17 protein-coding genes are annotated in these 22,093 nt (G+C 43.9%); 1 reads left to right on the forward strand and 16 read right to left on the reverse strand.

What is annotated here, in order from left to right:
- The first annotated feature begins 465 nt into the window (after positions 1 to 465).
- Positions 466 to 1,902 carry an alkaline phosphatase gene (phoA, locus tag C5471_RS20805; RefSeq protein ID WP_133813466.1) on the forward strand — a complete coding sequence of 479 codons (1,437 nt, stop codon included), beginning with the start codon at positions 466 to 468 and terminating at the stop codon, positions 1,900 to 1,902.
- 65 nt (positions 1,903 to 1,967) lie between these two features.
- On the opposite strand, the gene C5471_RS20810 is transcribed toward phoA, so the two are convergent.
- From C5471_RS20810 to C5471_RS20885, 16 genes are all read right to left on the reverse strand, one after another.
- Positions 1,968 to 2,756: an ABC transporter permease gene (locus tag C5471_RS20810; protein ID WP_166296345.1), complete on the reverse strand. Its 789-nt coding sequence runs from the start codon at positions 2,754 to 2,756 to the stop codon at positions 1,968 to 1,970.
- On the reverse strand, positions 2,756 to 3,529 hold the full coding sequence (locus tag C5471_RS20815) for an ABC transporter permease (protein ID WP_133813468.1): 774 nt from the start codon (positions 3,527 to 3,529) through the stop codon (positions 2,756 to 2,758). Before C5471_RS20815 ends, C5471_RS20810 begins: the two co-directional genes overlap by 1 nt.
- Positions 3,530 to 3,541: 12 nt before the next feature.
- Positions 3,542 to 4,546: an ABC transporter ATP-binding protein gene (locus C5471_RS20820; RefSeq protein ID WP_133813469.1), complete on the reverse strand. Its 1,005-nt coding sequence runs from the start codon at positions 4,544 to 4,546 to the stop codon at positions 3,542 to 3,544.
- Positions 4,547 to 4,548: 2 nt separating this feature from the next.
- A complete protein-coding gene (locus C5471_RS20825; protein ID WP_166296348.1) occupies positions 4,549 to 6,096 on the reverse strand; it encodes a GMC oxidoreductase in 1,548 nt (515 codons plus the stop codon).
- 80 nt (positions 6,097 to 6,176) lie between these two features.
- Entirely contained in the window at positions 6,177 to 7,199 is a 1,023-nt protein-coding gene (locus C5471_RS20830; RefSeq protein ID WP_133813471.1) for a glycosyltransferase family protein, read from the reverse strand.
- Positions 7,189 to 7,896: a radical SAM/SPASM domain-containing protein gene (locus C5471_RS20835; RefSeq protein ID WP_133813472.1), complete on the reverse strand. Its 708-nt coding sequence runs from the start codon at positions 7,894 to 7,896 to the stop codon at positions 7,189 to 7,191. Before C5471_RS20835 ends, C5471_RS20830 begins: the two co-directional genes overlap by 11 nt.
- A 19-nt stretch (positions 7,897 to 7,915) precedes the next feature.
- The gene (locus tag C5471_RS20840; RefSeq protein WP_133813473.1) at positions 7,916 to 9,145 is read right to left on the reverse strand and encodes a glycosyltransferase; all 1,230 of its coding nucleotides are present in this window, start codon (positions 9,143 to 9,145) and stop codon (positions 7,916 to 7,918) included.
- Between the two features lie 15 nt (positions 9,146 to 9,160).
- A complete protein-coding gene (locus C5471_RS20845; RefSeq protein ID WP_133813474.1) occupies positions 9,161 to 10,072 on the reverse strand; it encodes a radical SAM protein in 912 nt (303 codons plus the stop codon).
- 157 nt (positions 10,073 to 10,229) lie between these two features.
- Positions 10,230 to 11,462, reverse strand: a complete 1,233-nt coding sequence (locus C5471_RS20850) for a 2-deoxy-scyllo-inosose synthase (protein ID WP_133813475.1) — start codon at positions 11,460 to 11,462, stop codon at positions 10,230 to 10,232.
- Positions 11,463 to 11,476: 14 nt separating this feature from the next.
- Entirely contained in the window at positions 11,477 to 11,752 is a 276-nt protein-coding gene (locus tag C5471_RS20855; protein WP_133813476.1) for a DUF6137 domain-containing protein, read from the reverse strand.
- Positions 11,737 to 12,510, reverse strand: a complete 774-nt coding sequence (locus C5471_RS20860; RefSeq protein ID WP_133813477.1) for a PIG-L deacetylase family protein — start codon at positions 12,508 to 12,510, stop codon at positions 11,737 to 11,739. Before C5471_RS20860 ends, C5471_RS20855 begins: the two co-directional genes overlap by 16 nt.
- Positions 12,507 to 13,757 carry an aminotransferase class III-fold pyridoxal phosphate-dependent enzyme gene (locus C5471_RS20865; RefSeq protein ID WP_133813478.1) on the reverse strand — a complete coding sequence of 417 codons (1,251 nt, stop codon included), beginning with the start codon at positions 13,755 to 13,757 and terminating at the stop codon, positions 12,507 to 12,509. The genes C5471_RS20860 and C5471_RS20865 overlap by 4 nt, the downstream gene beginning before the upstream one ends.
- Positions 13,750 to 15,651 carry a hypothetical protein gene (locus C5471_RS20870; protein WP_133813479.1) on the reverse strand — a complete coding sequence of 634 codons (1,902 nt, stop codon included), beginning with the start codon at positions 15,649 to 15,651 and terminating at the stop codon, positions 13,750 to 13,752. Before C5471_RS20870 ends, C5471_RS20865 begins: the two co-directional genes overlap by 8 nt.
- A 7-nt stretch (positions 15,652 to 15,658) precedes the next feature.
- Complete coding sequence (locus C5471_RS20875; protein WP_133813480.1) at positions 15,659 to 19,339, reverse strand: hypothetical protein; 3,681 nt, start codon at positions 19,337 to 19,339, stop codon at positions 15,659 to 15,661.
- Between the two features lie 19 nt (positions 19,340 to 19,358).
- The gene (locus C5471_RS20880; protein ID WP_133813481.1) at positions 19,359 to 20,012 is read right to left on the reverse strand and encodes a histidine phosphatase family protein; all 654 of its coding nucleotides are present in this window, start codon (positions 20,010 to 20,012) and stop codon (positions 19,359 to 19,361) included.
- 23 nt (positions 20,013 to 20,035) lie between these two features.
- A complete protein-coding gene (locus tag C5471_RS20885) occupies positions 20,036 to 21,301 on the reverse strand; it encodes an aminotransferase class I/II-fold pyridoxal phosphate-dependent enzyme (protein ID WP_207627421.1) in 1,266 nt (421 codons plus the stop codon).
- Positions 21,302 to 22,093: the final 792 nt, after the last annotated feature.

The following is a 22,093-nucleotide window of genomic DNA, read 5'->3' on the forward strand; positions in this document are numbered from 1 at the left end:
CTAAATTTAATGACAATATACTCAATATTAGAGGTTCAGAGTTTATCATTAAAAAATTAAGTAAAATGACAGAGATTTTTTTAGAGAACTAAATTTCTAAGTAGGACACAAAAAAATTTAATTTCACGAGGAACACTAAAAGAATCCCAACTATCACGGTTAACTAAAATTTTTTATTCTAGTTAACCGTGATAACACTTATATACAATATTCATCAATTCAGCTAAATCTGCCTTTTTTAAAGCAGTTTACACATAACAGATAAAAGCGATTGAAGAACCCGCATGATAGCTGTAGTTCTCGGTGATACGGAACATCTACAAATGTAGCAAAACAAAAGTCATGGTATAGTAAAATTAAAAGCGGTTATTTAGCTTTTTCAGCTTTATTTTCATTTATCTAATGGAAGTTTGATAAATTCTTCACTATCGAACTCTCAAATTAAATTTTCATAGGAAAAACAAGATGACTAATAAAAGATTTAAGAAATTCATTATGTTTCCGGTAACATTATTGACACTAGGAGCATATTTTCCTACATTGGCCTCCAATAGTAAAGAACAACTCCCGTCTGAATATCGTATATCAAAAGGTGACATAACAAAATTTGGTGGGGCACGCAGATTTACACAAGAACAAACCTCAGCGCTCAGAGACTCATTGGATAATAAGAAAGTCAAGAACGTTATATTGTTTATTGGTGATGGTATGGGAGATTCTGAAATTACGTTAGCTCGTAACTATGCAGAAGGTGCAGGAGGATTTTTCAAGGGAATTGATGCAATGCCATTAGTTGGACAATATACACATTACTCATTAAATAAAGACACCAAGAAACCCAATTATGTTTCAGATTCTGCATCTTCAGCCACTGCCTGGGCTACTGGAGTAAAAACTTACAACGGGGCATTATCCATTGATGTTTTTAACAAACCCCATCAAACCTTATTGGAGCTAGCAAAAAAGAACAGGAAAGCAACTGGTAATGTCACTACGGCTGAAGTTCAGGATGCAACATCAGCAGCACTGTATGCGCATGTCACGCAGCGTGAATGCTATGGCCCAACAGAAACGTCGGAAATGTGTCCTACTGATGCCCTCGAAAAGGGGGGAAAAGGTTCTATCACGGAACAACTTCTGGTGGCACGTGCAGATGTCACGTTAGGGGGAGGAATCGAGATTTTTTCCCAGCTGTCAGTAGCAGGTGTCAATACAGGAAAAACACTGAAGCAGCAGGCGCTGAAGCAAGGGTATCAATGGGTAACAGATATAACATCATTGAACGGAGTGAAAGAAGCGAATCAAAAAAAACCGCTATTGGGATTATTTAATGAAGAAGTTTTACACGGAATGTGGGAAGGACCGAAAGCGATTTATCATGGAAATCTTAACGAAGCACCGGTAAAGTGCAAACTGAACACCAAACGGAGTTCACAGCAGCCGACATTGGTACAGATGACCGAAAAAGCCATTGATCTACTGAAAGTCAATAAAAATGGCTTCTTCCTGCAAGTGGAAAGTGCGTTGACTGATGATTATGAGCACTCCGCCAATCCTTGCGCACAAATCGGTGAAGTAGTTGCTTTGGATGAAGCAGTACAAGCCGGTTTGAGATTCGCTAAACAACATGGGGATACACTAGTAATTGTTACTGCGGATCATGGACATTCTAGTCAGATTATTGAACTTGGTGTTAAAGCCCCTGGTTTGACCCGCTCACTGATTACCAAAGACGGGGCCGTTATCACGGTCAGTTATGGTAATTCAGAAACAACTTCTCAGAAACATACCGGCACACAGCTACGTGTGGCCGCTTATGGCCCATATGCTGCCAATATTGTCGGATTGACCGACCAGACGGATCTATTCTTTACCATACGCGATGCGATGGGCTTGAAATAATATAGAGGGAACAGCCTGTCAGATGAACTCGTGCAACATCATGTTGCACGAGTGATCTTATTTATTCAGCTAGAGGCGGAACGATATCCACGTAATGCACGTTTCCACACTAATCGTGCCACGATAAAGAAAAAGGTAGTGGTTCCCAGCGCACCCATTGCCAAAGGTAAAGTCAGCATCCCTAACAGCGCCATCACCGGGTAACTGGTCATAATTCCAATGGGGATTAGAAAACTGAAAATGAGTCGCCAGGGCATACCAAATAAGTGAACAGGCCAGCGGGCAAAACCTAGCAACGAAGTAAGAACGCTGATCAGATTTTGAACGCGAACTAAGGCAAAAGAGGCCGCAATAGCCAGAACAAACAACGCGTAAGCCGTGGCAAGCCCACCGATGGATAAAATAATCGTCAGCGTGATGTTAATGAGCGAAAGTTGAACATCAAGCTGGATAAAAGCGTAAATAGCCAAGACAAGTCCAAAGAGGAAATCAATACTTTTCCATAGCCGGATATCAACAAGTGAACAGAGAAAAAGTGAATCGACCGGACGCATCAAAATATAATCAAACAAACCAGTCCGAATGCCTGAAACGGCAGCGGCAAGGCTGGGGGCAATTAAGCCTTCGACGGTAGCAGTCAACATCATGTACCAGCCCATCAATACTAGCATTTGCTCAAATGACCAACCCGCAACAGAGCCCCGTTCGTTAAACAACACAAACAGCGGTAAGAGTTGTAATATCGCCGTGGTGAGTGAAAGCAAACCGTCAATCATAAAATCCCAACGGTATTGCATTGAGCGTTTCACACTTAAGATAAACGCCATACGAATGACTGAAAGAGAGTGCATCATTATCCGAACGCCAAGTAACGGCGGACACCTCGCCGCCAGGCAAAAAATGCGGCAGCAAACAGCAGAGCCACCAATACGAATTGACAGGCTATCCATTGAGCAGCGACAAGCAGGGAATATTTTCCGGTTAATATTTCTACTGGCAGTGAAATCACAAACCTAAATGGCAGCCAGTTTGCTATCTGGCCTGCCCACTCTGGTAATAAGGCCAACGGAAACATATATCCTGATAGTACACTACTGGCAGCAACATATATTTTATGTACAACTAATGAACGCTCGATCCAGAAGGTCAGACTCCCGATCAGCAAGTGGATGCTTTGATTAATAAGGAAGGCACCTGATAACGCCAATGCCAGCAAACCTAATTGTGGCAAATTTAGCGGTTGGTTTTGTAAGCTCATTATCAGTGCCAATATCAAAATAGGTAAGGCAACAATTAGGCTTAATCCCAATTCGGCAATGGTAATTGCTAAGTAGTTGATAAAAGGATGAATGGGGCGCATTAACCAAAAAGAAAGTTCACCAAGGCGGATATTTTCGTTAATGTCCCAGACGTTATTACAGCTGGTTAATATGGTAGTCACGAGAACTGCAACATAGTAAAGGTTAAAATCCTCTGCGGTATAACCTTGAAAAGAGCCATCTTGAGTTACCGAACGCCAAAAAACCAGCATAATTAATGGCATACTGAGTGTGACGAGCCAGAGCAGAAATTCGGCTCGGAATGAGAATGTTTCAAATAATCGGACTTTTATAAGAGCAAAAAGCATGTCGGTTCTCCTCTATTCAGGAATTTGTTTTTGTTCGGTTTTATTTTGGTTGGGATGACCAAAAATCTGGCGCAGTATTTCTTCCAATGGGAGATCTTCTATGGTGAGGTCAACTACCAGTTGTTGTTCAACCAGAAAATGTACAAGTCTAGGGACATGATTACGGTGAACTCGAATTTGGGAACGTTCTTCGGTTTGTGAAATGAGTATGCCAAAGCGTGAAAAATCGGGAATATTGATCTGGCGATTCATGGAGAACGAGATGATTTTTTCAGGGTTTTGTTTCGCCGTGAAGGTTCGCAGATCGCCGTCATAAAAAATCGTGCCGTGGTCAACAATGATAATGCGTTGACACAATACCCGCACATCTTCCATATAGTGTGACGTCAGGAGAATAGTGGCATTGTGGCGGCGATTATATTCAGCAACAAAATCACGCAGAGCAGCTTGCATAGCGACATCAAGCCCAATCGTCGGCTCATCAAGAAAGAGAACTTTGGGTTGATGGATCAGTGAGGCAGCCACTTCACACCGCATACGTTCCCCTAATGAGAGCTGGCGGGTGGGTTTGGTCATGATGGTGTTCAGTTGCAGTAAGTTGCCCAACTCCTTCAGAGTCTGTTTATATGCGGCCAAGGGAATTTCGAACAGAACCCGGATCATTTCAAACGTATCAATAGGGGGCAAATCCCAGATCAATTGCCCCTTATTACCCATTACAAGACCAACACTGTGTAAAAAAGGTTTTTCGCGCAGATAGGGCGTATATCCTTCGACGGTGATTCGGCCACTGCTGGGGTGTAATAACCCACTGAGTAACTTGACCAATGTGGTTTTGCCGGCACCATTGGGACCGAGTATACCCACCCTTTCGCCATCTTCTATCTGGAAGCTGACATTTTTTAGTGCGACGATGGTTTCATATTTCCTTTTCCAGAGTGAATTGAGCGCGGAACGGAAACTTTCGTTACGTTGATGCACCTGATAAATTCTGGAAACTTCTTCTGCTCGGATCATACTCAGTCAACTCCAGCAACATGTTGTGCTACACGTAATGCATTTGCCTGAATGGTGAGTGTGGGATTGAGTCCACCGGGGAAAGGCATAAAGCTGCCATCTACAATATAAAGGTTTTCGAGTTCATGAACTCGGCAGTTAGGATCTAAAACAGAACGAGCCGGATCTGTACCACTGCGGCATGTGCCATGCAGATGAGTGCTACCTTCTTCAGAACGTGTACGCTTAGAATGAATTTGTGTGGCACCTGCAGCATGGAGAATATCGACAGCGCGTTCAGCTATATAGGACAGGCGTGCCAAATCATGGGGGGCTACCTGATAGTCGATCATGATTTTAGGTATCCCCCAGACATCACGATGGGAAGAGAGTTTCACCCGGTTTTCATAAGCAGGGGTATCTGCAATGATGGTTTCTAGTTCTAAGGGTAGCAATTCAGGGAACTCATCGGGGGCAGGGGTGGTACGAGCTTCGTAAATTAACCCTCCCATTCCACTAGGGCAACGAGCATCAAGATAGTGGTCCAAAATCGCCACCGTGGAGAAAGGGCCACGAAGCCCAACGGCATGATTACGCATGGCATCAGTTACTGGCACTACGCCACGTATACGTTGACTGAGTTTCATGCATAGCCCCCGGCCAACAAGATCATGCCGATTGCCAATACCATTGGGCGCAAAAGGGGTGACTGATCGCAATAAAAGTGCCGCACTCTGTATTGCGTTACAGGCAACGAAGAAGTACCGTGCTTTCACATGGCGAATACTGCCATCTTCCAGATCCAGACAGCGCAGCGTACTGATTTGCTCTAAGCGTTCTTGTTCCAGCGCCACGCCCCGGATACCTGAAAGGAGGGTGAAATTGCAGTGGTTGACCAGATGCTTGATATAGATATTCAGGACATCACTTTTGGCACCGCTGGGGCATTGGAAATCAATACAGCGTTTTTCCTGTGTGCAGAGTTTAGAATCAATCGCCATCGGCGTTGTGAACGGATGATAACCGAGCTGTTTTGCCGCCTCCGCCATGATATCAGCAGGCAGTGACCTTGGGAGGGCATAGCCTCCCTCTTTTGTGGGTGCTGTGTGTGGCCTACCACTGACACGCAATTGTTTCTCAACAATGGCATAATATTTTTCTAAATCCGTAAGACGAATTGGCCAGGCAATATCAAGACCTATCCCTGATAACCAAGAGCGAGCATCAAAATCACAATCCTGATAACGGAAAGATGCACCGCCATAGAAGAGCGTCCCCCCGCCTATATTTCGCGTACTCCAAGGCCATCCCCGCTCTTCCCAGCCATTTTCCCCCTTAACCTCTGCCATGGGAGAAGAACTATCCACCTCTTCTTGTGTTACTTTAGGCGCAAGTAGGTTTCCTTCTTCAACCATAATGACCGACCAGCCATATGCTTGCAGTGCATTCGCAACTACTGCACCACTGGCACCGCTACCTATCACACAAGCGTCGGCAACTAACTCAGCAGGTGCCTGTTTTAATCCATGAAAATGGCGTGCACCTAACTGTAATTTTTCTTGAATTGACATCTTATGATTTTCTCCAGGGTCCATTCTCACCACTTCTTTTCATCACTAATTATCACTAAAAAGGCCGAAGAAGGTTGTTTTCATCGGTGGCTCGCTGCCATGTGGTGTAACAATTGGCGATAAGCAGCACCCACGTCATTCCATAACCAATCAGATCGTGGAACTGGAGTCAGCCCCGTAATACCATCTTCTTTCAACCAATCAAGTAAGGCGTTGTTATCTTCAACAAGATGAGCGGCAAAACGGCGTGTGGCACCCGAATGGGCATAAGCCACAACCGGTATACCCAGTTGTACAGCTTCGGCGGACAGAAAGTTAAATGTCTCGTGATAATCACTTAATACTAATGCGGCACTTGCTCCGCCAAAAATCAGCTCGTGATCATGTTCCAGATCGTAATAATCGAAAACCTTATGTCGTTCACTCAAATTTAAGCCATTAAAATAGCACCTAGCTTCTTTGCCCCGTTTCGACCAATTGTTAAAGAGGATATGTAGATGCAACCCTTTATCTAAACAAGCCTCAACAACCAGAGAGAGCTTCTCAAGTGCCACTTTACCCGCTAATAAGACCACAGGGCCATTGAGGGAATGGTAATCACGGGCGAGGATATGATCCGCAGCCCAAGGAATATAATGTCGTTTGGGAAAGCAATATGTCCATGGTGCCTCATAAAAAAAGATATCGGCGGCATAGGCGTCTGGCGCAGCGGCAATGGAGACACAATCGGCGGCATTTTCTCCGGGCTGATAAGCATGGCAGGCAGACAAATGAGCCTGGGAGTCAGTGAGCAACGAGACATCATGCCAGACTCGGATAGTACGTTGTCTCAGCGATTCTGGTGCTTGTTGGCCGGCGCGGAATAACTCGCTTTCCATTAGAGGAATGATAGCCGTGATATTTTGGGATGAGATTTGCTCTGCTAAATTATCAAAGGTTGGGTATTCTTGCGCAGAATACCAGATGACCTCAATGTCACAGCGGGGTAGGACATGCGCAAGATTCCAATAGGCCGTTTCTATTCCTCCCCACCCACGACGATCAAAATTATCTGGATACCGCTCTATCAATACCGCATATTGTGACGTTTTTTTAAAGGACATAATCGAATGCCTCACTTTTTTGATGTGAGCGATTATTGCAACGACGGCAAATGTCCGTTGCATTTCGATTTCCACATGAGAGTGCTTCACGGGCCAGAAGAAACTGAGGTGAATTCCAGATTCCCATGATAGGGGTGTCAAAGACGTTGCCGAGAACCACTTCTTCTTTGTTATCCTCATAGCAAAGCACTACATTTCCTGTGATCGTGATAATCAACATGTCTGACGGCGCAAAACAGGGAAGATTTGAGACGATTTCTGGTCCGGCGATCACATTTCCCGCACGATTAGTTAATTGTAACTGTTCAGGAATAAGCCAGATAAGATCAGGTTTGGGCACGCCAGGTTTGCTATCGTGCTGAGTGATAATAAACTGTTTAATGCCATTTTTATGTAACAGTTGATATTTTTCATCCGTCAGATAATCGCCATTGCTATACAGTATTTGTCTGACTTCTGGCAGCCGTTCAGTAACCCGGGCGACAAATTGCGGTAACTTAGGATGCAGCAGCGGCTCATTATAAAAATGGTAAGAAAGCCTCCCGGTAAAATTCGCTTCTTCCAGTCTGTCGATAATACGCTCAAATTGCTCGGGTTTCATTCTGTTAGGGGCATCGCGTGGCGCTATTACATTAGGGCAATACACACAACGTCGATTGCATCGTGAATTGATTTCAATCTCTACCATAGAAAACATATACGTTATCCTTATATTGTTATTTGGTAACAGATTGCTCGACGAGCTCGTGATAGATACTCTTTAATCGAGGCAGTACAGCGTCTGGTGCAAAGATTTCTATCGGATTTTTATTGTTATCACTTTCTTCTATGATGGGAGACCGCTGAGGCTGGGTAAGAGCACGGTTAATACAGTTAACCAGTTGGTTGATGTCTCCAGCAGGAGCGAGCAGTTCAGGCGAAATTTTTCCCAGTATTTCGTTAATACCGCCAACGGCATAGGCAGCCACCGGTACTCCTACCGCAGTAGCTTCAATAGAAACACCGCCAAACTCTTCGTGTTCTGACGGCATGACAATGACATGACAGACCGCAATCGCGGTTGCCACCTGATCATTGGGGATAAATCCTGTGATAGTAAATTGGGACTCTAGCTGATGTTGAGCAATAGCCTCTTCGAGTCTATGCCGTTGCGGACCATCTCCCACGACTAAAAAATGTAGGTCAAGATGACGCAGACGATCAGCCACAGCAACAAAATGTGTCCAGCCTTTTTCTTTTGCTATACGCCCAATAAAGCCAATGTTTTTTGTTTTTAATCCATATTTCTGCCGAAAAGCCTGTATTGCTGATCCATCGGGATGCCGGAATTGTTTGGGATCAACAACATCAGGAACAATTTCCACACGACGGGCATATGGACGAATAACAGAAGCGGTACGTTCAGTCAGTGCTATGGTCGTTGTGGCAATGTTTACCACCTTACGTTCCAAATAGCGAGCCAGTTTATGTGTCATACGATCCCAGATTGACATCGGCTGATAAACTGACAGTCGTGAACAGTGGATAGTGAGTATCAATGGACAAGACAGCAACTTAGGAACCAGATAAGCGACTAACAGCGCAGGGATTTGCCCATCAAGATGGAGATGAATAAGATCAAAAGGTTCCTGTCGCATTTTTTGGCGGATAGCTAACAACGTTGCCAGTGCCCAGGATTGGGTTAATCCCTTTAATCCAGTCAGCTCCGAACGTAATTCAGGTAACCGGAGATAAGTTCTTTCTACACAGAGATTGGTGTGTAAATTACGTTGGTGTGGCAGACCAGGAAAACCGATAGTCATCACATGCTGTTGTACCCCTCGCTCCGCTAGCCACATAGCCTGCCGCCAAATCTGGATCTGCATTCCTCCGACAGAGTCATACTCAGCAGGCCAACTCTTTACATCAGGGTGATGAAAAAAAGGCGTTAATCGCAATACACGCATATCTTGTCCCTTTGCCTATTTATTAAGTGTCATACGATCACGCTGGTTGTTGAACTCTTGGTTAGAAAGACAAGTACCACAAGGAAAGTGGTCATATTCCTGCTCTTCTTGCAATCCTTCAATTTCCAGATTCTTGGGAACAGGAGAGTAAGAATCACACTTCACCATTGAGATATTTTCACCATCAATGTAATAATTGAAACCATTCTTAATCTGGTCACAGACGAAATCACCACGTCGCCCATGTTGGTAGATATAATCCCAACGGTCGAAGAAAGCCTTACATTCCAAAAAAGGGGCTTTATGAAGTTGTTCATAATTCAGATGCACTGTCAGTGGTCGCCCTTTAGTTGCTAGCAGGGGTAAAAAATGCAGGCGACCAGAGAAACCACGATCCTGTAAGGTATCGATAAAATCATTAATTTCTTCGATGGATTGTCCGTGGTAGACACATTGCAGTTCGGCAGAAAGGCTCACGGCATGGTCTAAAATGATATCTATCTGTTTTTGTTTTAAACCCCGTGCCTTATTCATTTGCTCAGTATGCCCATCAATAGAAATGACCCAGAGCAAGCCAGGACGAAGACAAGCGGGAAGACGTGTGCCATTGGTGAGTACTTCGATGGAATAATCTTTTTTCTGAACACATTCGGCCAAAAAATCAAGTATTTTTGGGTAAAGTGTAATTTCCCCATCGGCTTCAACCCGAAGGAAAACATCATGCGGATTAAAGCGCTCCAAAATGCGTGTTAATGAATTAATAATAGCTTCAGTATTCACTCTAGCCCGCTTTATCTCACAATAGCTGCAACGTAAATTACAGGATGTTTTTATCCCGATATTACGATAACGACGCACCCTGCGAGTTACGGGGGGCCAAGATGAAGGTGGTTGAATAGTATGAATGATATTGATTAAGTCTGACATAATACCCCCTAAGAATCCGATTACTGCGTATAGATCGACATTTATAAGCACCTCTAGAAACTGAGAACTCTCATATAGTGCCAGCAGGTTTTAACTTCTTCACTGCGCTCCGTTGAACAGTTGTCGTGACAGGCTATAATCAGATTTTGATTAAATTTCAGGTTGTTTGAAAAATATGCTGGCGCAACATTGATTCGACTAAATCAACAGGCACAAGCGTTAAGGGATGCCCTTCACCACTCCAAAGAGGGGTTCCCAATTCATTTAACAGAATCATCGGAATTTCATTGGGCTTAGCGTGCAGATAACCACGTTTATTATCAGATTGTAGTATCTGCATAATGGCTTTCGGGGTTGTTCCTACAGGTGCCTTAATATCGACGCCATTAAGGTGAATCAGGCGGTAGTGCGTATCACGTGCTTGTGATGTCAACAAACCGAGAGTGTGAGAAACTTCGGCTGCGACTATCATGCCAAGTGCCACGGATTCGCCATGAGTCAGTCTTCCATTACAGCTTAATTCAATAGCGTGCCCTACAGTGTGACCATATTCGAATACAAGGGCATGATGTTTCTCCCGCTTATCGTTAACCATGACTTTTTGTTTGGTGAGAGCACCTGCCTGAACTATGCGTGCAAGTGTTTGTTCATCGTAATGCGCTTCTGCATTCAGTGTACTGGTTAAAAATGGGATATTTTCAGTTTCTAATATCAGCACATTTTTAATGATTTCGCATAATCCAGATCGCAAGTGTTGGGCCGGCAACGTCAGCAGGAAAGCAGTATCAGCAAAAACCGCTTCGGGCGCATGAAAACAGCCCATCAGATTTTTTCCTTGTGGCATGTTCACCGCTTGTTTAAGAGAGATAACAGAATCGCTCATTGCAATCAGGCTAGTGGGGATATGCACGAAGCGAATACCACGAAATAGTAGCGCGGCCAACAACCCCGCTATATTGCCGATGACCCCCCCTCCTATCGCGACAATAACACTTTTGCGATCAACATCCGTATTAAGCAATTGATTTGCCAGATAATCCAATGTATTGAGTGATTTGTTTGTTTCTCCTTCTGGAATTGACCAGACCCAAACCGGCACCTTTGTTTTTAGAGTTAGCCGTTGTACGAAAGGAGCAGCATGAAGCTGGTTTACGGTATCGTCAGTAATGATATGCAGAGAAGACGCTGATATCTCAGCTAAATGCGCCGAGATTTCCTCTGTGCAGTGGTTCCCTATCCAGAAAGGATAAGCAACATCTTCAAAACGCAATTCAATTTTATGCATAGAATGAGCACTATCTTGAAGTAAACAGGATGATACATTGCTTTTTTTAGGTAATTTATTGTTATTAAAAGGTATATCAATACCATTTTTTTCGGTATTTATCATTTTTTTACCTGTGATTAAGGTGATAATGGCATAGGGTCATCAGATGATTGTGCATTAAGTTTCTTGCTTATTATTTCCGCGAGGTTATTAATTTTCATTGATAGATGTTCGTATTTCGACCAGCCCAGAGTGCAGTCAAGGAGTGCTTCCAAACGTACCATAAATTCAATGGCATCCCGTGCAGGGATCTCTAACCGTCCTAGCTTGATTAATTCCTCAACGTCATCTCCTGTTGTCTCACAGGCGATTTTGATAATTAATTGACGAATATAACTTACTGATATTGACATGATTTCTCCCAAAATCTTTCTGCATGATAAACTGCTTGCCCGGTATGGAAACATGTTTGTGCCAGACGTTGTGCATGGACAATAATTGCATCGATCGTTTCCTGATCGGTTTGGCTGGCATAATTAGATAGTGCTGCGTATTTATCCGCTAATGTTTGATCGATACTGATGGCTTCTAGTATGCTGAATTTTCGCTCTGTCAACTGTTTTTCCAAAATATCCAGTGTAAATTCAGCTGCATAGGGCAGGTCTTCGTAAAAAGCAAGTTGCCATTGATGATTCTGTAGTGAACAAATGGCGTGATGGACAATTTGGTGGTCGATATGATGACCAATGGCTGCTGGGGCAATCACAATATCAGGACTGGACTCTGCCAAGACCTGCTGTAGCTTCTCCAATACGATTGAAGTTCGTATGTCATCAGTAAGTTGTCCCTGAGTAAATTGCAATTGGCGCTCATTCCCATCGTCATAGCCGGACAGACTGGAATCTGAGAGCCCAAGAGGGTATAATTTCATCTTAAAATTTTGACAAAAAGTCTGCTCTTCTTTTACTCGTACTTTACTGATAACGGCGGAACTTGCATCGCGCAGGGATTTAGGGAGCGCCCATCGACTTTGGGTAAATACAGTCACAACCTCTAATGTGGATACAGCGGCCAGTTGTGAGACGAAACCTCCTATCGAATAAGCAATATCATCGGGATGTGGAGAAATTAAGGTCAGGCGTTTACCATACCAATCTTTTATTCTGCTCATAATGCATACCTTTGTAACCAATGAATAGCATCGGTAGCTGGCATAACATCACTGGCACCGTCGATCATATTGAATGCGGCTTCCATTTGTCGCTCGATAGAGACATAGATTTGGTGCTGCGTAGAAAAGTGCAGAGCAAGTTCTGAAAATACCTGTTTGAAGTGGATCTCCAATTCCGTTAAAACAGCTTCAGTTGCCAGCGAGATAGCCTGATTATCAAACTTATACAGTAACAGGCCTTGTTTACCGCAAGCAGTATAGAAAGCCTCATCCAATTCTGGCGTTGCACAGATGAATTGCAGTAATGGCCCATCTCCCATGACTTTTATTGGCAGCTCTGCTTGTGCAATGAGTGTGCGTAATGTGTTTGCCAGCATTGACCCACACGTGACCAGACGTTTGTAGCCTTGTTCGTCATGCATATATTTCAATGTGGCTAAAGCAGCAACAATAGGCACTGTGTCAAAGTAGGCGGTATAGGTCATGTGCTTAGTTTTTTGCATCATTTCAGTTGGCCCGACTAGGCAGGATAAGCGCTGTCCATTGCATAGTCCTTTGGCAAAGGTATAAAAATCAGCTTGTTCGCCAATAACATGTGCTAACGCAGAACCAGTCACTGAACGATAACCATTTTTGACTTCATCACTGCAAAATAGAACACCATATTCACGGGCAAGATGGGCTATTTTTTTTAATGTTTCTGGTTTGAGATGTACATAGTCGGGAGAAATCATCACCATTGCGACTTCGCCATGACAGTTTTCTAACACATCAGCCAATAATTCGGGGATGAAGTAGAAATCGATAATGCCACTTTCATTTGGCTGCAAAAAATGGGAAGGCGAAGTCCATAAATCCCCCCAACCGTGGTAACCTGCGCTGGCGATGATTTTTTTGTCTGTTATCTTCCGGGCACACTGGACAACAGCACGGCAGGCTTCAGTTCCTGAACTGAAAAAGGCAACTTGCCCATTGGGGATACCACTATCAGCAACGATGATTTCTGCGAGAGCCTCAAAAGGCTCTGACCAGCAGGTGGAAGACCCCAGTTTATTATTTAAACTGGTGATTATTGCTTCTGTGACTGTCGGATGATGGTGTCCCAACGTGATGCTACCTTTGCCATTCATCAGGTCAATATAGTCTCTTCCATCACTCAATCTGACAATAGCACCACTTGCGGATAGAGCACGTAAGTTTGGTGCCGGTACACCAATAGCAGAGGCGATTTTTTCAGGTTTACTCATAGACACTCCTCGATATTTCAGTCGGTTGCATATTCGCGATGCTTTCGATAATCAAGTTGTGATACTGGATAAAAGTTTGGAATAACAAGGTGAGATCTTCACATAAGCGCATCTTACCTATGGGGCTAAATTGACGTACTTCCCGGCGGAAACCGTTGAGTAGTAAAAGCAGCGCAACAGGTAAGGAGGTGAATATCACTGGTGAATTATCATTCTCTGCCTGGTTACGGTTGTACATCAGCTGTAATGTGGCGGGCGGCAGTTGATGTACCAACAGAAAAACAGCTATCTCCAATTCTGGCCAGCTTATCCCTCCCCAATTAGCCTCCTGATGAAAACGGTAGAGATGCCCGTCATTGCCAACTTGCCAATGCCAATCACCAAAGGCATGACTAAGGGAAGAGCGTATTGGTCGGGTGCTTCCTGCAAAAAGAGGAATACTGAGCGAATCGAGCCAAATAGGTAAATTAGGTAATTTGTGCTCACTCAATTTACTTTTACCCATTTTGTGTTGCAAGCGTTCCCATGCATTACGAATGGCTGAGCCTATTGGAATCTGAGGTAACTGGCCGGCAGTATCTATTAAAGGTGATTGGCTGATAGACTGAATAACAGCGTTGCATTGTATAAGCCAAGCCTGATGATTTTCATGAGGTATTTCAGCCATAAGCTCCCGTAATGGCCGCAATCCCGGAAGATGTTGAGCAATATGATAACCATCAAGAAACCACGCAGTATTGGCTTGCTTCATCCGATTGAATTCCGTGAGTCCATAGGTGCTTTCCCCGATAAATCTCAGGTGCAACAATGGGGTTTCATGTTTATCCGTGATCAACAAGGGGGTTTTTTTGGGGTTAATCAACCTCCTTGCATATTTTTCCATTGCTGGCGAGTTCCAGGGCAACCAAGCCTCACCCAAGCCATATCTTTTTTCCATTGTTGGGCAATGGATAAAAATCTGTGTATCAGCATTATTTATTATTGTCGAATTCAGTAAATCAGACGCTGGTATCTCGGAAGTCAATGTAGAAAGAAAATGGCTGTGATCGTTTTTTAACAACAGTTGCCAAAGTGGACGCCGTTCACGTGTCATCAGCGGTGATCGCACAAATACGGTTGACCATGAAGCTGATGTTGTGATTTTTCTCACATGCCCAATGCTGGCAAACCATATGTTTTCTGTTTTGAAGGCTAACCATTCCGCAAGTTTTTCAACGGTATGGCCGGTATCAGGTTGATCATCAACAATCACGACGTCTGGACGTTCAGATTGTGCGTCAAGAAGACGAAATAGAGTATCCAACTCTGAAGGATGATACTGACAATAAGCGTTAATATGCCTTAAAGGGCGCAGTGTTAGCCATGCAGGGGACACACCATTAATCTGAGTTAATCCTGTAACCCAACGTGGAGTAAGAAAACTCCCTCCGCTACGAAGACCAACAACCACGATGGAACGCCCGGCGGCAAACTGGCGGGCGAAACGGATTGCATCATCCATACAAACTTCGGTATCCCCTAAATCATAGCCATAACACTCTGGCAAGGGGAGTGCCAAAATACGGGTCAATAGATCCATCCAGGGAGAAAATTGACCTTGCAATACAAGGCCTATTTGTTGGAAACACTCCGTTGCAGCCGTGATTTTGTGTCCACAAGCGATAGACAAAGCGGCCTGCTGCGCATGTGTAGCAGAAAATTTGGCCTGACGGCGAACTGATAACGGCTGTTGGCTGGCTTCAGTAAGGAGACTCAGATCGCTCCATATTTGTCCCAGAGCACAGGCTGATACATAACCATCACCGTTCTGAGCATATTCGGTGGCGAATAACTTCGCCACTAACTCTGAGGGTGTAATCTGTATTCTGGCGACTTTGCCAAGGTATTTGGTCATTCTGTCCTCATTTTGTCCTCATAGTGCTAATAATCGCAATCGGATCAACTTCAGACAATTTAAAACGGCCTTTCTCCTCTGTGGCTATAGGGAGCAGAGCACGTTGAATATACGTTTCAATTTCCTCCGTGATGCCATAAGGGATAAGACTAAGTTGTCTGACAAATTGTTGACATTGGCTCTCAGAGAGTACATTTGCATGATAGGTAAGCAAGTATTCTTTGCAGCGTTTAAACTGACTCTGCCAAATTGCGATTTCATCTGCGATTGAGGCAGCAGAACTTGCATTTACCGCGATTTCAGGAACGTGGTGCAAAACTAAATTACGCAATTCGGCATTTTCTGGAACAGCAATCAACTGCTGCAATGTGGCCGACAAATCACGACGATGTAACAGGCTGACAGCGAGCCGTTCAGCCCCAACTGGGGAGAGTGGTTTTTGTACCATCCGCATCAACGTCTGCTCAGGCCATACTGCTGAAAGGAGTAGTCCCATCTGCCCTGCGGTGGTGTGAAGGCATTCCCACTGTTCTTGGTCATCCTCTGTTTCTGCCAGCTTCTCAATAATTCGGTGAAAAGCATCCCAGGCATGGTCAAAACCAGCAAGGCAAGCACTGGTGATTTCATCACGTATAGATTCATTCAGGCAGAGTGCAGCGAGTGTTGAGGCAAAGGGCAACGAATAAACCGTGATACGCTGAACAGAAAAATCAATCACAGCCCGATAATTGACATAAGCGTGGAACAACTCACTCCAGGGAGAATGCCCCAGCATGTCATGCACATGGGAAACTTCATCATTAGGCACATAGGAGAAATCGTAAGCAGTATCGAATAGCACTCGCAACCAAAGCACCAGTTGCTCGAGATCTTGTCTCTGCCAATGTAAGCCATCAGCACGTTTTAAGCGCAAGAAAAGTGTCCAAGTGCCTAATTGACAGACCCGATTTGATGATATCTGCCATTGTGGTCTCCATTCTGAAATACGTGATGCCAATGCATTGAAGACATATAAGCGACCAATATCCTCTTCCGCGGCATTCGGAAGCTCGCAGAATTCAACAACCAATTCCTTCTCACTAAAGAGGAAGCTGGCCTTGTGTACGACAAAGGGCAGAGAAATCTCAAAGAGGTTATTGGTTAACCTTAAAAGGCAAGAGCGGGCATCACCAAAACCATCAGCGATATTGATCAATTTGTGTAAAGGCGCGGGTAGATCCGGCCCTGATTCAGCCCGGAAACGAACCAGCATCCATTGATGCAATAGATTATGTAACTGGTGGGCATTTTCTATCGGCAGCTGTTCCGGTGTCATATTACCGGCGACAGGCATTAAAGCCTGCCAACGTAAGAAATCATCCCCCAATATTTCTACAACATCTTCTTTTAATTCAAGAAAAAAAGTGTCCGGCATGGGGTTATGGCGAACATGTTCTATCCATCTCTGGAAAGCGTATAGCGCCGATTTTTCTGTGATAGAAAGCGTTGATAGCTGGGCAAATTCCATCCAATCGCTGAGCAGATCTAGATAATTTTGATACGTGATCAGTTCGTGTCTATCAACAACATCGGCTAATACCGCCTTGAGTACCTGATCATAAGTATCCACTAAATCTATGCGACAAAGTGCCCTCAAGGTGGGTAAGTGCGCATGATGTAACTCTTTCATCAGGCTATCCGTAGCTTGTAGCAAATCAGCAGCTTCATTCGCTCCTGCTAGTGCCGCGGCTGCTTTAAAGCGCTTAAGTGGAGACAAGAAAGCCACATAGTCAGCAAACGCTTTGGGCGCACAAACCAAATTCGCCAGTGCAGTCGGTGACAATTGACGATGATGGATAACTTCAAACAGTTCGTGAACAGAAAATGTAGAACCCGCTGCCTGAGTTAACGCGTGTAAAATGTTGATCCGGTCTGCATCTTCATAAATGGGAATAATGTCTGTATCTGCGAGCACAAGCAGTAGACATTCCAGTAGCAAACGCCCATCCCCATTTTGGGACGTTATCGCAACATCAACCCATTGCGCCAATGGCATCGCGGGAGTTTTCTCAATCCATGATTCGGCTTTGATAAATAACATCAGCAGACGCAGGTCATTGAGCTGCCTGACCTTGTCCGCCAATGTTGGGATAGCCTTACATAAGTGCGGTAATGTCGATTGCGGATCGGTTTTGGTTCTGAATGCACAGAGATAATCTGTTGTTGCATCGGTTTCCGACCAATGAGCAGGGTAGAGCGTCATCGCTTGCTCACCCACTTGCGCAAGGAGCCAACCTGTTAAACTTGGGCTTCGGACAATATCACTCTGCTGTAACCACGTGTCCGTTGGGAAAAGAGTACGTTGCCTGATTAAGGCATCGATTTTTTCCTCTAATACCGGTAAGCCAGTCAGCACATGTTGCAAAACATCCGAAAAATCTTGAGAAGACAGCGCCATAGTAGACAGAGATTCTCTATCGTCAAAAATATGCTGTACAGCCGCAGGCAAATTAACCGATTCGGTGGTTTCCGTTTCCAATTCGATAAGCGGTTTTTGCGCACTAAAGTAGGCGTGCTCTCCCACACTATTAATAATGACCAAGGGAACTGTGGGAATATTGGTTAACTGGGTAAGAAAAACGGGCAATTTTTGTTGACGGAACATGATGCCAGCATGTTCACTGGCAACACCTGATTCAACGAAGACAGCTACAAGAGTGGATCGCACCGGCAAAGGAAGACGCAGGTAACGAGACCAAGCATCGTCTAATGTGGATGCCGAAAGGAAAATGCCTAAATTGGGCTTTGCAGGATGCAGCAATGTTGTTACGGGAACCACCCGCATACTGCGAGCCAGCTCTTCTTTCACTTCAGCGGTTAACTGTTCAACCTGACGTTCAAGTACATAACCCGGTGCCGGGCGTGCCTGTACTAACCAAATCTTATCCACGCGAACCTGACATAATTGAGCGCCATACCACAAAGGTGCAGCTAACGCTGGCCAATGATAGGCCACAGAGTTCGCTCTTGAGCCGGGGGATTGTGCAGATGCAAAACCAAAACCGAACGCCAGTTCTCCCCGGATACCTTCAGAGGAATGTAAAGTCAATCCGGTCACGGAAACCAGGCCATGATCCGTTTCCAAAACCCACTCAGTGTCTAACGCAATTTCAGAGAAATATTGATGTAATTGATTGATAATTCTATTTAAATCATGGCATGTATCGGCTGTCAGATACGGAGCCTGTAAGGCATCCACTGTAGATGGCATACCTTCAATCAATTTTTGAACGAAACAGGTGATTGGCTGCGGTTGATAACCCGGATCACTTAAGCGCTGCTGTTCAATGGATTGAGGTTCAAATCCACTGAAAGCCACCGTAGAAAGCGTATCGCTGAAATCTGCCGGACAATGACAGATGATACTGGCATAGCCTCCAGCATTGACAAAAGTATCACCATCCTCTAAGCCCGCACTGCGAATAATCCAGGGGGCAGGACCACAAGTTTTCTCAACCTGCTTTATCCAGTCGGGGTGCTCGGTTATGTACTGACTGTAGAGAGTGCGTAGCAGCACGGTATCTGCTTGCGGATAACGCTCTACAATGGCAAGCGCTTTATCAGCCGCAAATCCCACTAAAGGTGGAACCAATGCTGAAAAATCAGTGTGCCGGGAAAGTTGTTGTAATCGTTCAAATTTTGCAGCCATACGTTTTATCTTCTTACCTTTAAAGCCATAATTTCAAATGATTTTTCGCGTTAACAAGGATAAGTCTCGATCTTCCACCTATCTCTTCATTCTCTATAACGTGCAATGCCGTATTACTGATACGCATACGCCAGTGTTGTAATAGGGATATTTCCAGCCCTAACAACACAAACATTGCCAGCTCTATAGTGAATGCATGGGAAACGATCACTGTGACCTTTTCCCGGCCACGCTGTTGGTGCCGTTGACGCAAAAAATCGGTCACTCGTGCTCGTTGCGCCATAACAGTTTCTACTTCAGGTCTTACTTTAATTGTGGGACTATTCAAACGTTCTTCCAGCATTGCATCCCATGCCGACAAGCTTAATGGAGGTATCAGTGAAGGTGCTATACGCACTTCTTCCAAACGCTCATCAGGTATCAACGGTAAATTGTGTCGTGCAGTGAGAAATTTAGCCGTTTGCATTGATCGATCCATCGGGCTGCTAAATATCTTGTCTCCGATTAACTCCTTGGGAAAATTATCTGCCAATAATTGTGCTTGTTTCTGGCCCATTTCCGTCAGTGGAGAATCAGGCAAAACTGAACTGATTAACACATAGTCATCCTGTAGATTGCATGTTGCTTCTGCGTGTCGGATGAACACAAAACGATGGCAATGTGTTGACGTCATATTAGTTTTGGCCTTTTGGTGATTCACAGATGCTCGGCATGGCTCATTACCTTCTCCAGAGCACGTTGGACATCAAGCATATCTGCTTCTTCTGCAAGTAAAAAGCGATGCGGTAAGGCAATGTGGCTATGGGAGAATGCCTCCGCTATTGGCAGACTAAAACGCTGCGGTTGAACAGATGACTGAAAGTCTTTGCTTAATGCGAAACGCCGCCGACTCGCGGGTTGGTATAACGTACATTGATTTAATGCGGCGTACATAGGCTTACAAGATAAATTCAGCTCTGCTGACAGGGCTTCTGCCAGTTTTTCTACTGAAGCCTTCTCTAAGACAGATTCAGGTAATCCAATGACATAGCTATAATATACACGCTCAGTGGTACCCAGAGTGGTTTGCTGAGGAAAACAGTCAATTTGCAGCATCAATTCATCCAAATATTCGGCATTACAGCGCCGAATCGCATTCTCGGTATCAAGTTTTTCTAATTGAGCTAACAAAATTGCGGCATGAAATTCAGATAAGCAATAGTTTGAACCCATTAGCTCTGCGGTTTCTAATAACTCCATATGATCCAACGGTGGTGGTACACTGCTTAATGTGCGTCCATCGGCGCGTAGATGGGCTAATCGTCTAGCAATTTGCTCATCTTGAGTTAGTACCGCTCCACCTTCTCCACTGGTTAACAGCTTACTGTGTTGCATGCTGAACGTTCCAGCAATACCAAATGTCCCCACATGTTGACCAGCAAAACGAGCACCGTGTGCTTGAGAGCAATCTTCAATAAGTGGCAGATTATTTTTTTCTGCGATATGCATTAAGGCATTCAGATCTGCAACCGCAGAACCGAGGTGTACAACTGTAATCGCACGACAGCGAGAAGTAATTGCTTTTTCAACCGCATTTGGATCTAGGCATCCTGTCTGAGAATTCACGTCGGTTAGCATTGGAATAGCATTAATATTAAGAACAGCTGATGCTGAAGCGACCCAAGATAAACCAGGTACAATGACTTCATCACCAGCTCCGACCCCTACTGCCTCTAAAGCCATAGTCAAGCTGGCAGTACCACTGGAGGCAGGAACACAATAATTAGCATTCGTGTAACGTGCATAAGCTTCGGCAAAACGCTGTTCAAAAGAAGGTATCCCGCGGTATGGCCCACTTATTGACCAACGTTGACTATTTAAAACAGAAAGTAGATTATCTACAGTTTCGGAGGAACTTGTAGGCCACCCAGGCCAAGACATTGTTCGAATGGAAGAGCCACCATGTATTGCCAGTTTAGACACGATGAGTAATCTCCTTTTCAAATAAGAAATGATATTAATCCAGCGAAAGATCTATAGGTATCGTTAAGTTATAGGGGGTAAGTCTCCCTTTTATTTACATAGAATATCCTATGTGAATTACTATCGGTTTAATAACGTTAAATAACCAATAGCACAGCTACACTCAGTCCTTAAACTTAGTTATAGGCTTTCACCTTGTACAATGTGTTACACTATTTTTAAGTTTAATTTAAATAAAATCGCAAGAGTTGAAAAATATTAACATTCGGAATTCTATTTCTTAATAGAAGATGTATTGTCTAGTTAGATTTTTTAATTTCTTAATCCGAGGTTTATTTTAAACTCTATATAAAAATACAAACTATATAGAAAAAATCAATAAATTAATAATCTAATTTTCAATATCGTGATTTACGTCATAATTAATTAATTAATTGCATTTAAATTCTATGAATTTATATATAATATTTTCTAATTAGAGTTACATGCCAGGTAATATATTTAATATTAATAATCAAAGTCATATATTAAATAATTAGATGCACGTATTAGTACTACAGCCGTACTTCCCTTTTTCAACAGAAGAGACACTTATAGAAAAGCTTCATTCATATGGTTTCTCAGAGTTGTAATCATCAGGAAAAATGCAACTTTTTGGTATCTACGGCTGTAGTACTAGCATTGGCTCTACTGAGGTTTGCATTCAGTGGTAGAAATGAGAGTAATGGTAATCAGGATATACCTGGAGTTTGGATGTCTTTTGCGAAAGAGTTGATTGATGTTGTTAAGCAA

This window comes from Photorhabdus tasmaniensis, assembly GCF_011189505.1.
Taxonomy (GTDB): Bacteria; Pseudomonadota; Gammaproteobacteria; order Enterobacterales; family Enterobacteriaceae; genus Photorhabdus; species Photorhabdus tasmaniensis.

Bases quoted from the DNA above. Each gene is read 5' to 3' on its own strand.
- phoA (WP_133813466.1), top strand. From the start codon at position 466: ATGACTAATAAAAGATTTAAGAAATTCATTATGTTTCCGGTAACATTA.
- C5471_RS20810 (WP_166296345.1), bottom strand. From the start codon at position 2,756: ATGATGCACTCTCTTTCAGTCATTCGTATGGCGTTTATCTTAAGTGTG.
- C5471_RS20815 (WP_133813468.1), bottom strand. From the start codon at position 3,529: ATGCTTTTTGCTCTTATAAAAGTCCGATTATTTGAAACATTCTCATTC.
- C5471_RS20820 (WP_133813469.1), bottom strand. From the start codon at position 4,546: ATGATCCGAGCAGAAGAAGTTTCCAGAATTTATCAGGTGCATCAACGT.
- C5471_RS20825 (WP_166296348.1), bottom strand. From the start codon at position 6,096: ATGTCAATTCAAGAAAAATTACAGTTAGGTGCACGCCATTTTCATGGA.
- C5471_RS20830 (WP_133813471.1), bottom strand. From the start codon at position 7,199: ATGTCCTTTAAAAAAACGTCACAATATGCGGTATTGATAGAGCGGTAT.
- C5471_RS20835 (WP_133813472.1), bottom strand. From the start codon at position 7,896: ATGTTTTCTATGGTAGAGATTGAAATCAATTCACGATGCAATCGACGT.
- C5471_RS20840 (WP_133813473.1), bottom strand. From the start codon at position 9,145: ATGCGTGTATTGCGATTAACGCCTTTTTTTCATCACCCTGATGTAAAG.
- C5471_RS20845 (WP_133813474.1), bottom strand. From the start codon at position 10,072: ATGTCAGACTTAATCAATATCATTCATACTATTCAACCACCTTCATCT.
- C5471_RS20850 (WP_133813475.1), bottom strand. From the start codon at position 11,462: ATGATAAATACCGAAAAAAATGGTATTGATATACCTTTTAATAACAAT.
- C5471_RS20855 (WP_133813476.1), bottom strand. From the start codon at position 11,752: ATGTCAATATCAGTAAGTTATATTCGTCAATTAATTATCAAAATCGCC.
- C5471_RS20860 (WP_133813477.1), bottom strand. From the start codon at position 12,510: ATGAGCAGAATAAAAGATTGGTATGGTAAACGCCTGACCTTAATTTCT.
- C5471_RS20865 (WP_133813478.1), bottom strand. From the start codon at position 13,757: ATGAGTAAACCTGAAAAAATCGCCTCTGCTATTGGTGTACCGGCACCA.
- C5471_RS20870 (WP_133813479.1), bottom strand. From the start codon at position 15,651: ATGACCAAATACCTTGGCAAAGTCGCCAGAATACAGATTACACCCTCA.
- C5471_RS20875 (WP_133813480.1), bottom strand. From the start codon at position 19,339: ATGGCTGCAAAATTTGAACGATTACAACAACTTTCCCGGCACACTGAT.
- C5471_RS20880 (WP_133813481.1), bottom strand. From the start codon at position 20,012: ATGACGTCAACACATTGCCATCGTTTTGTGTTCATCCGACACGCAGAA.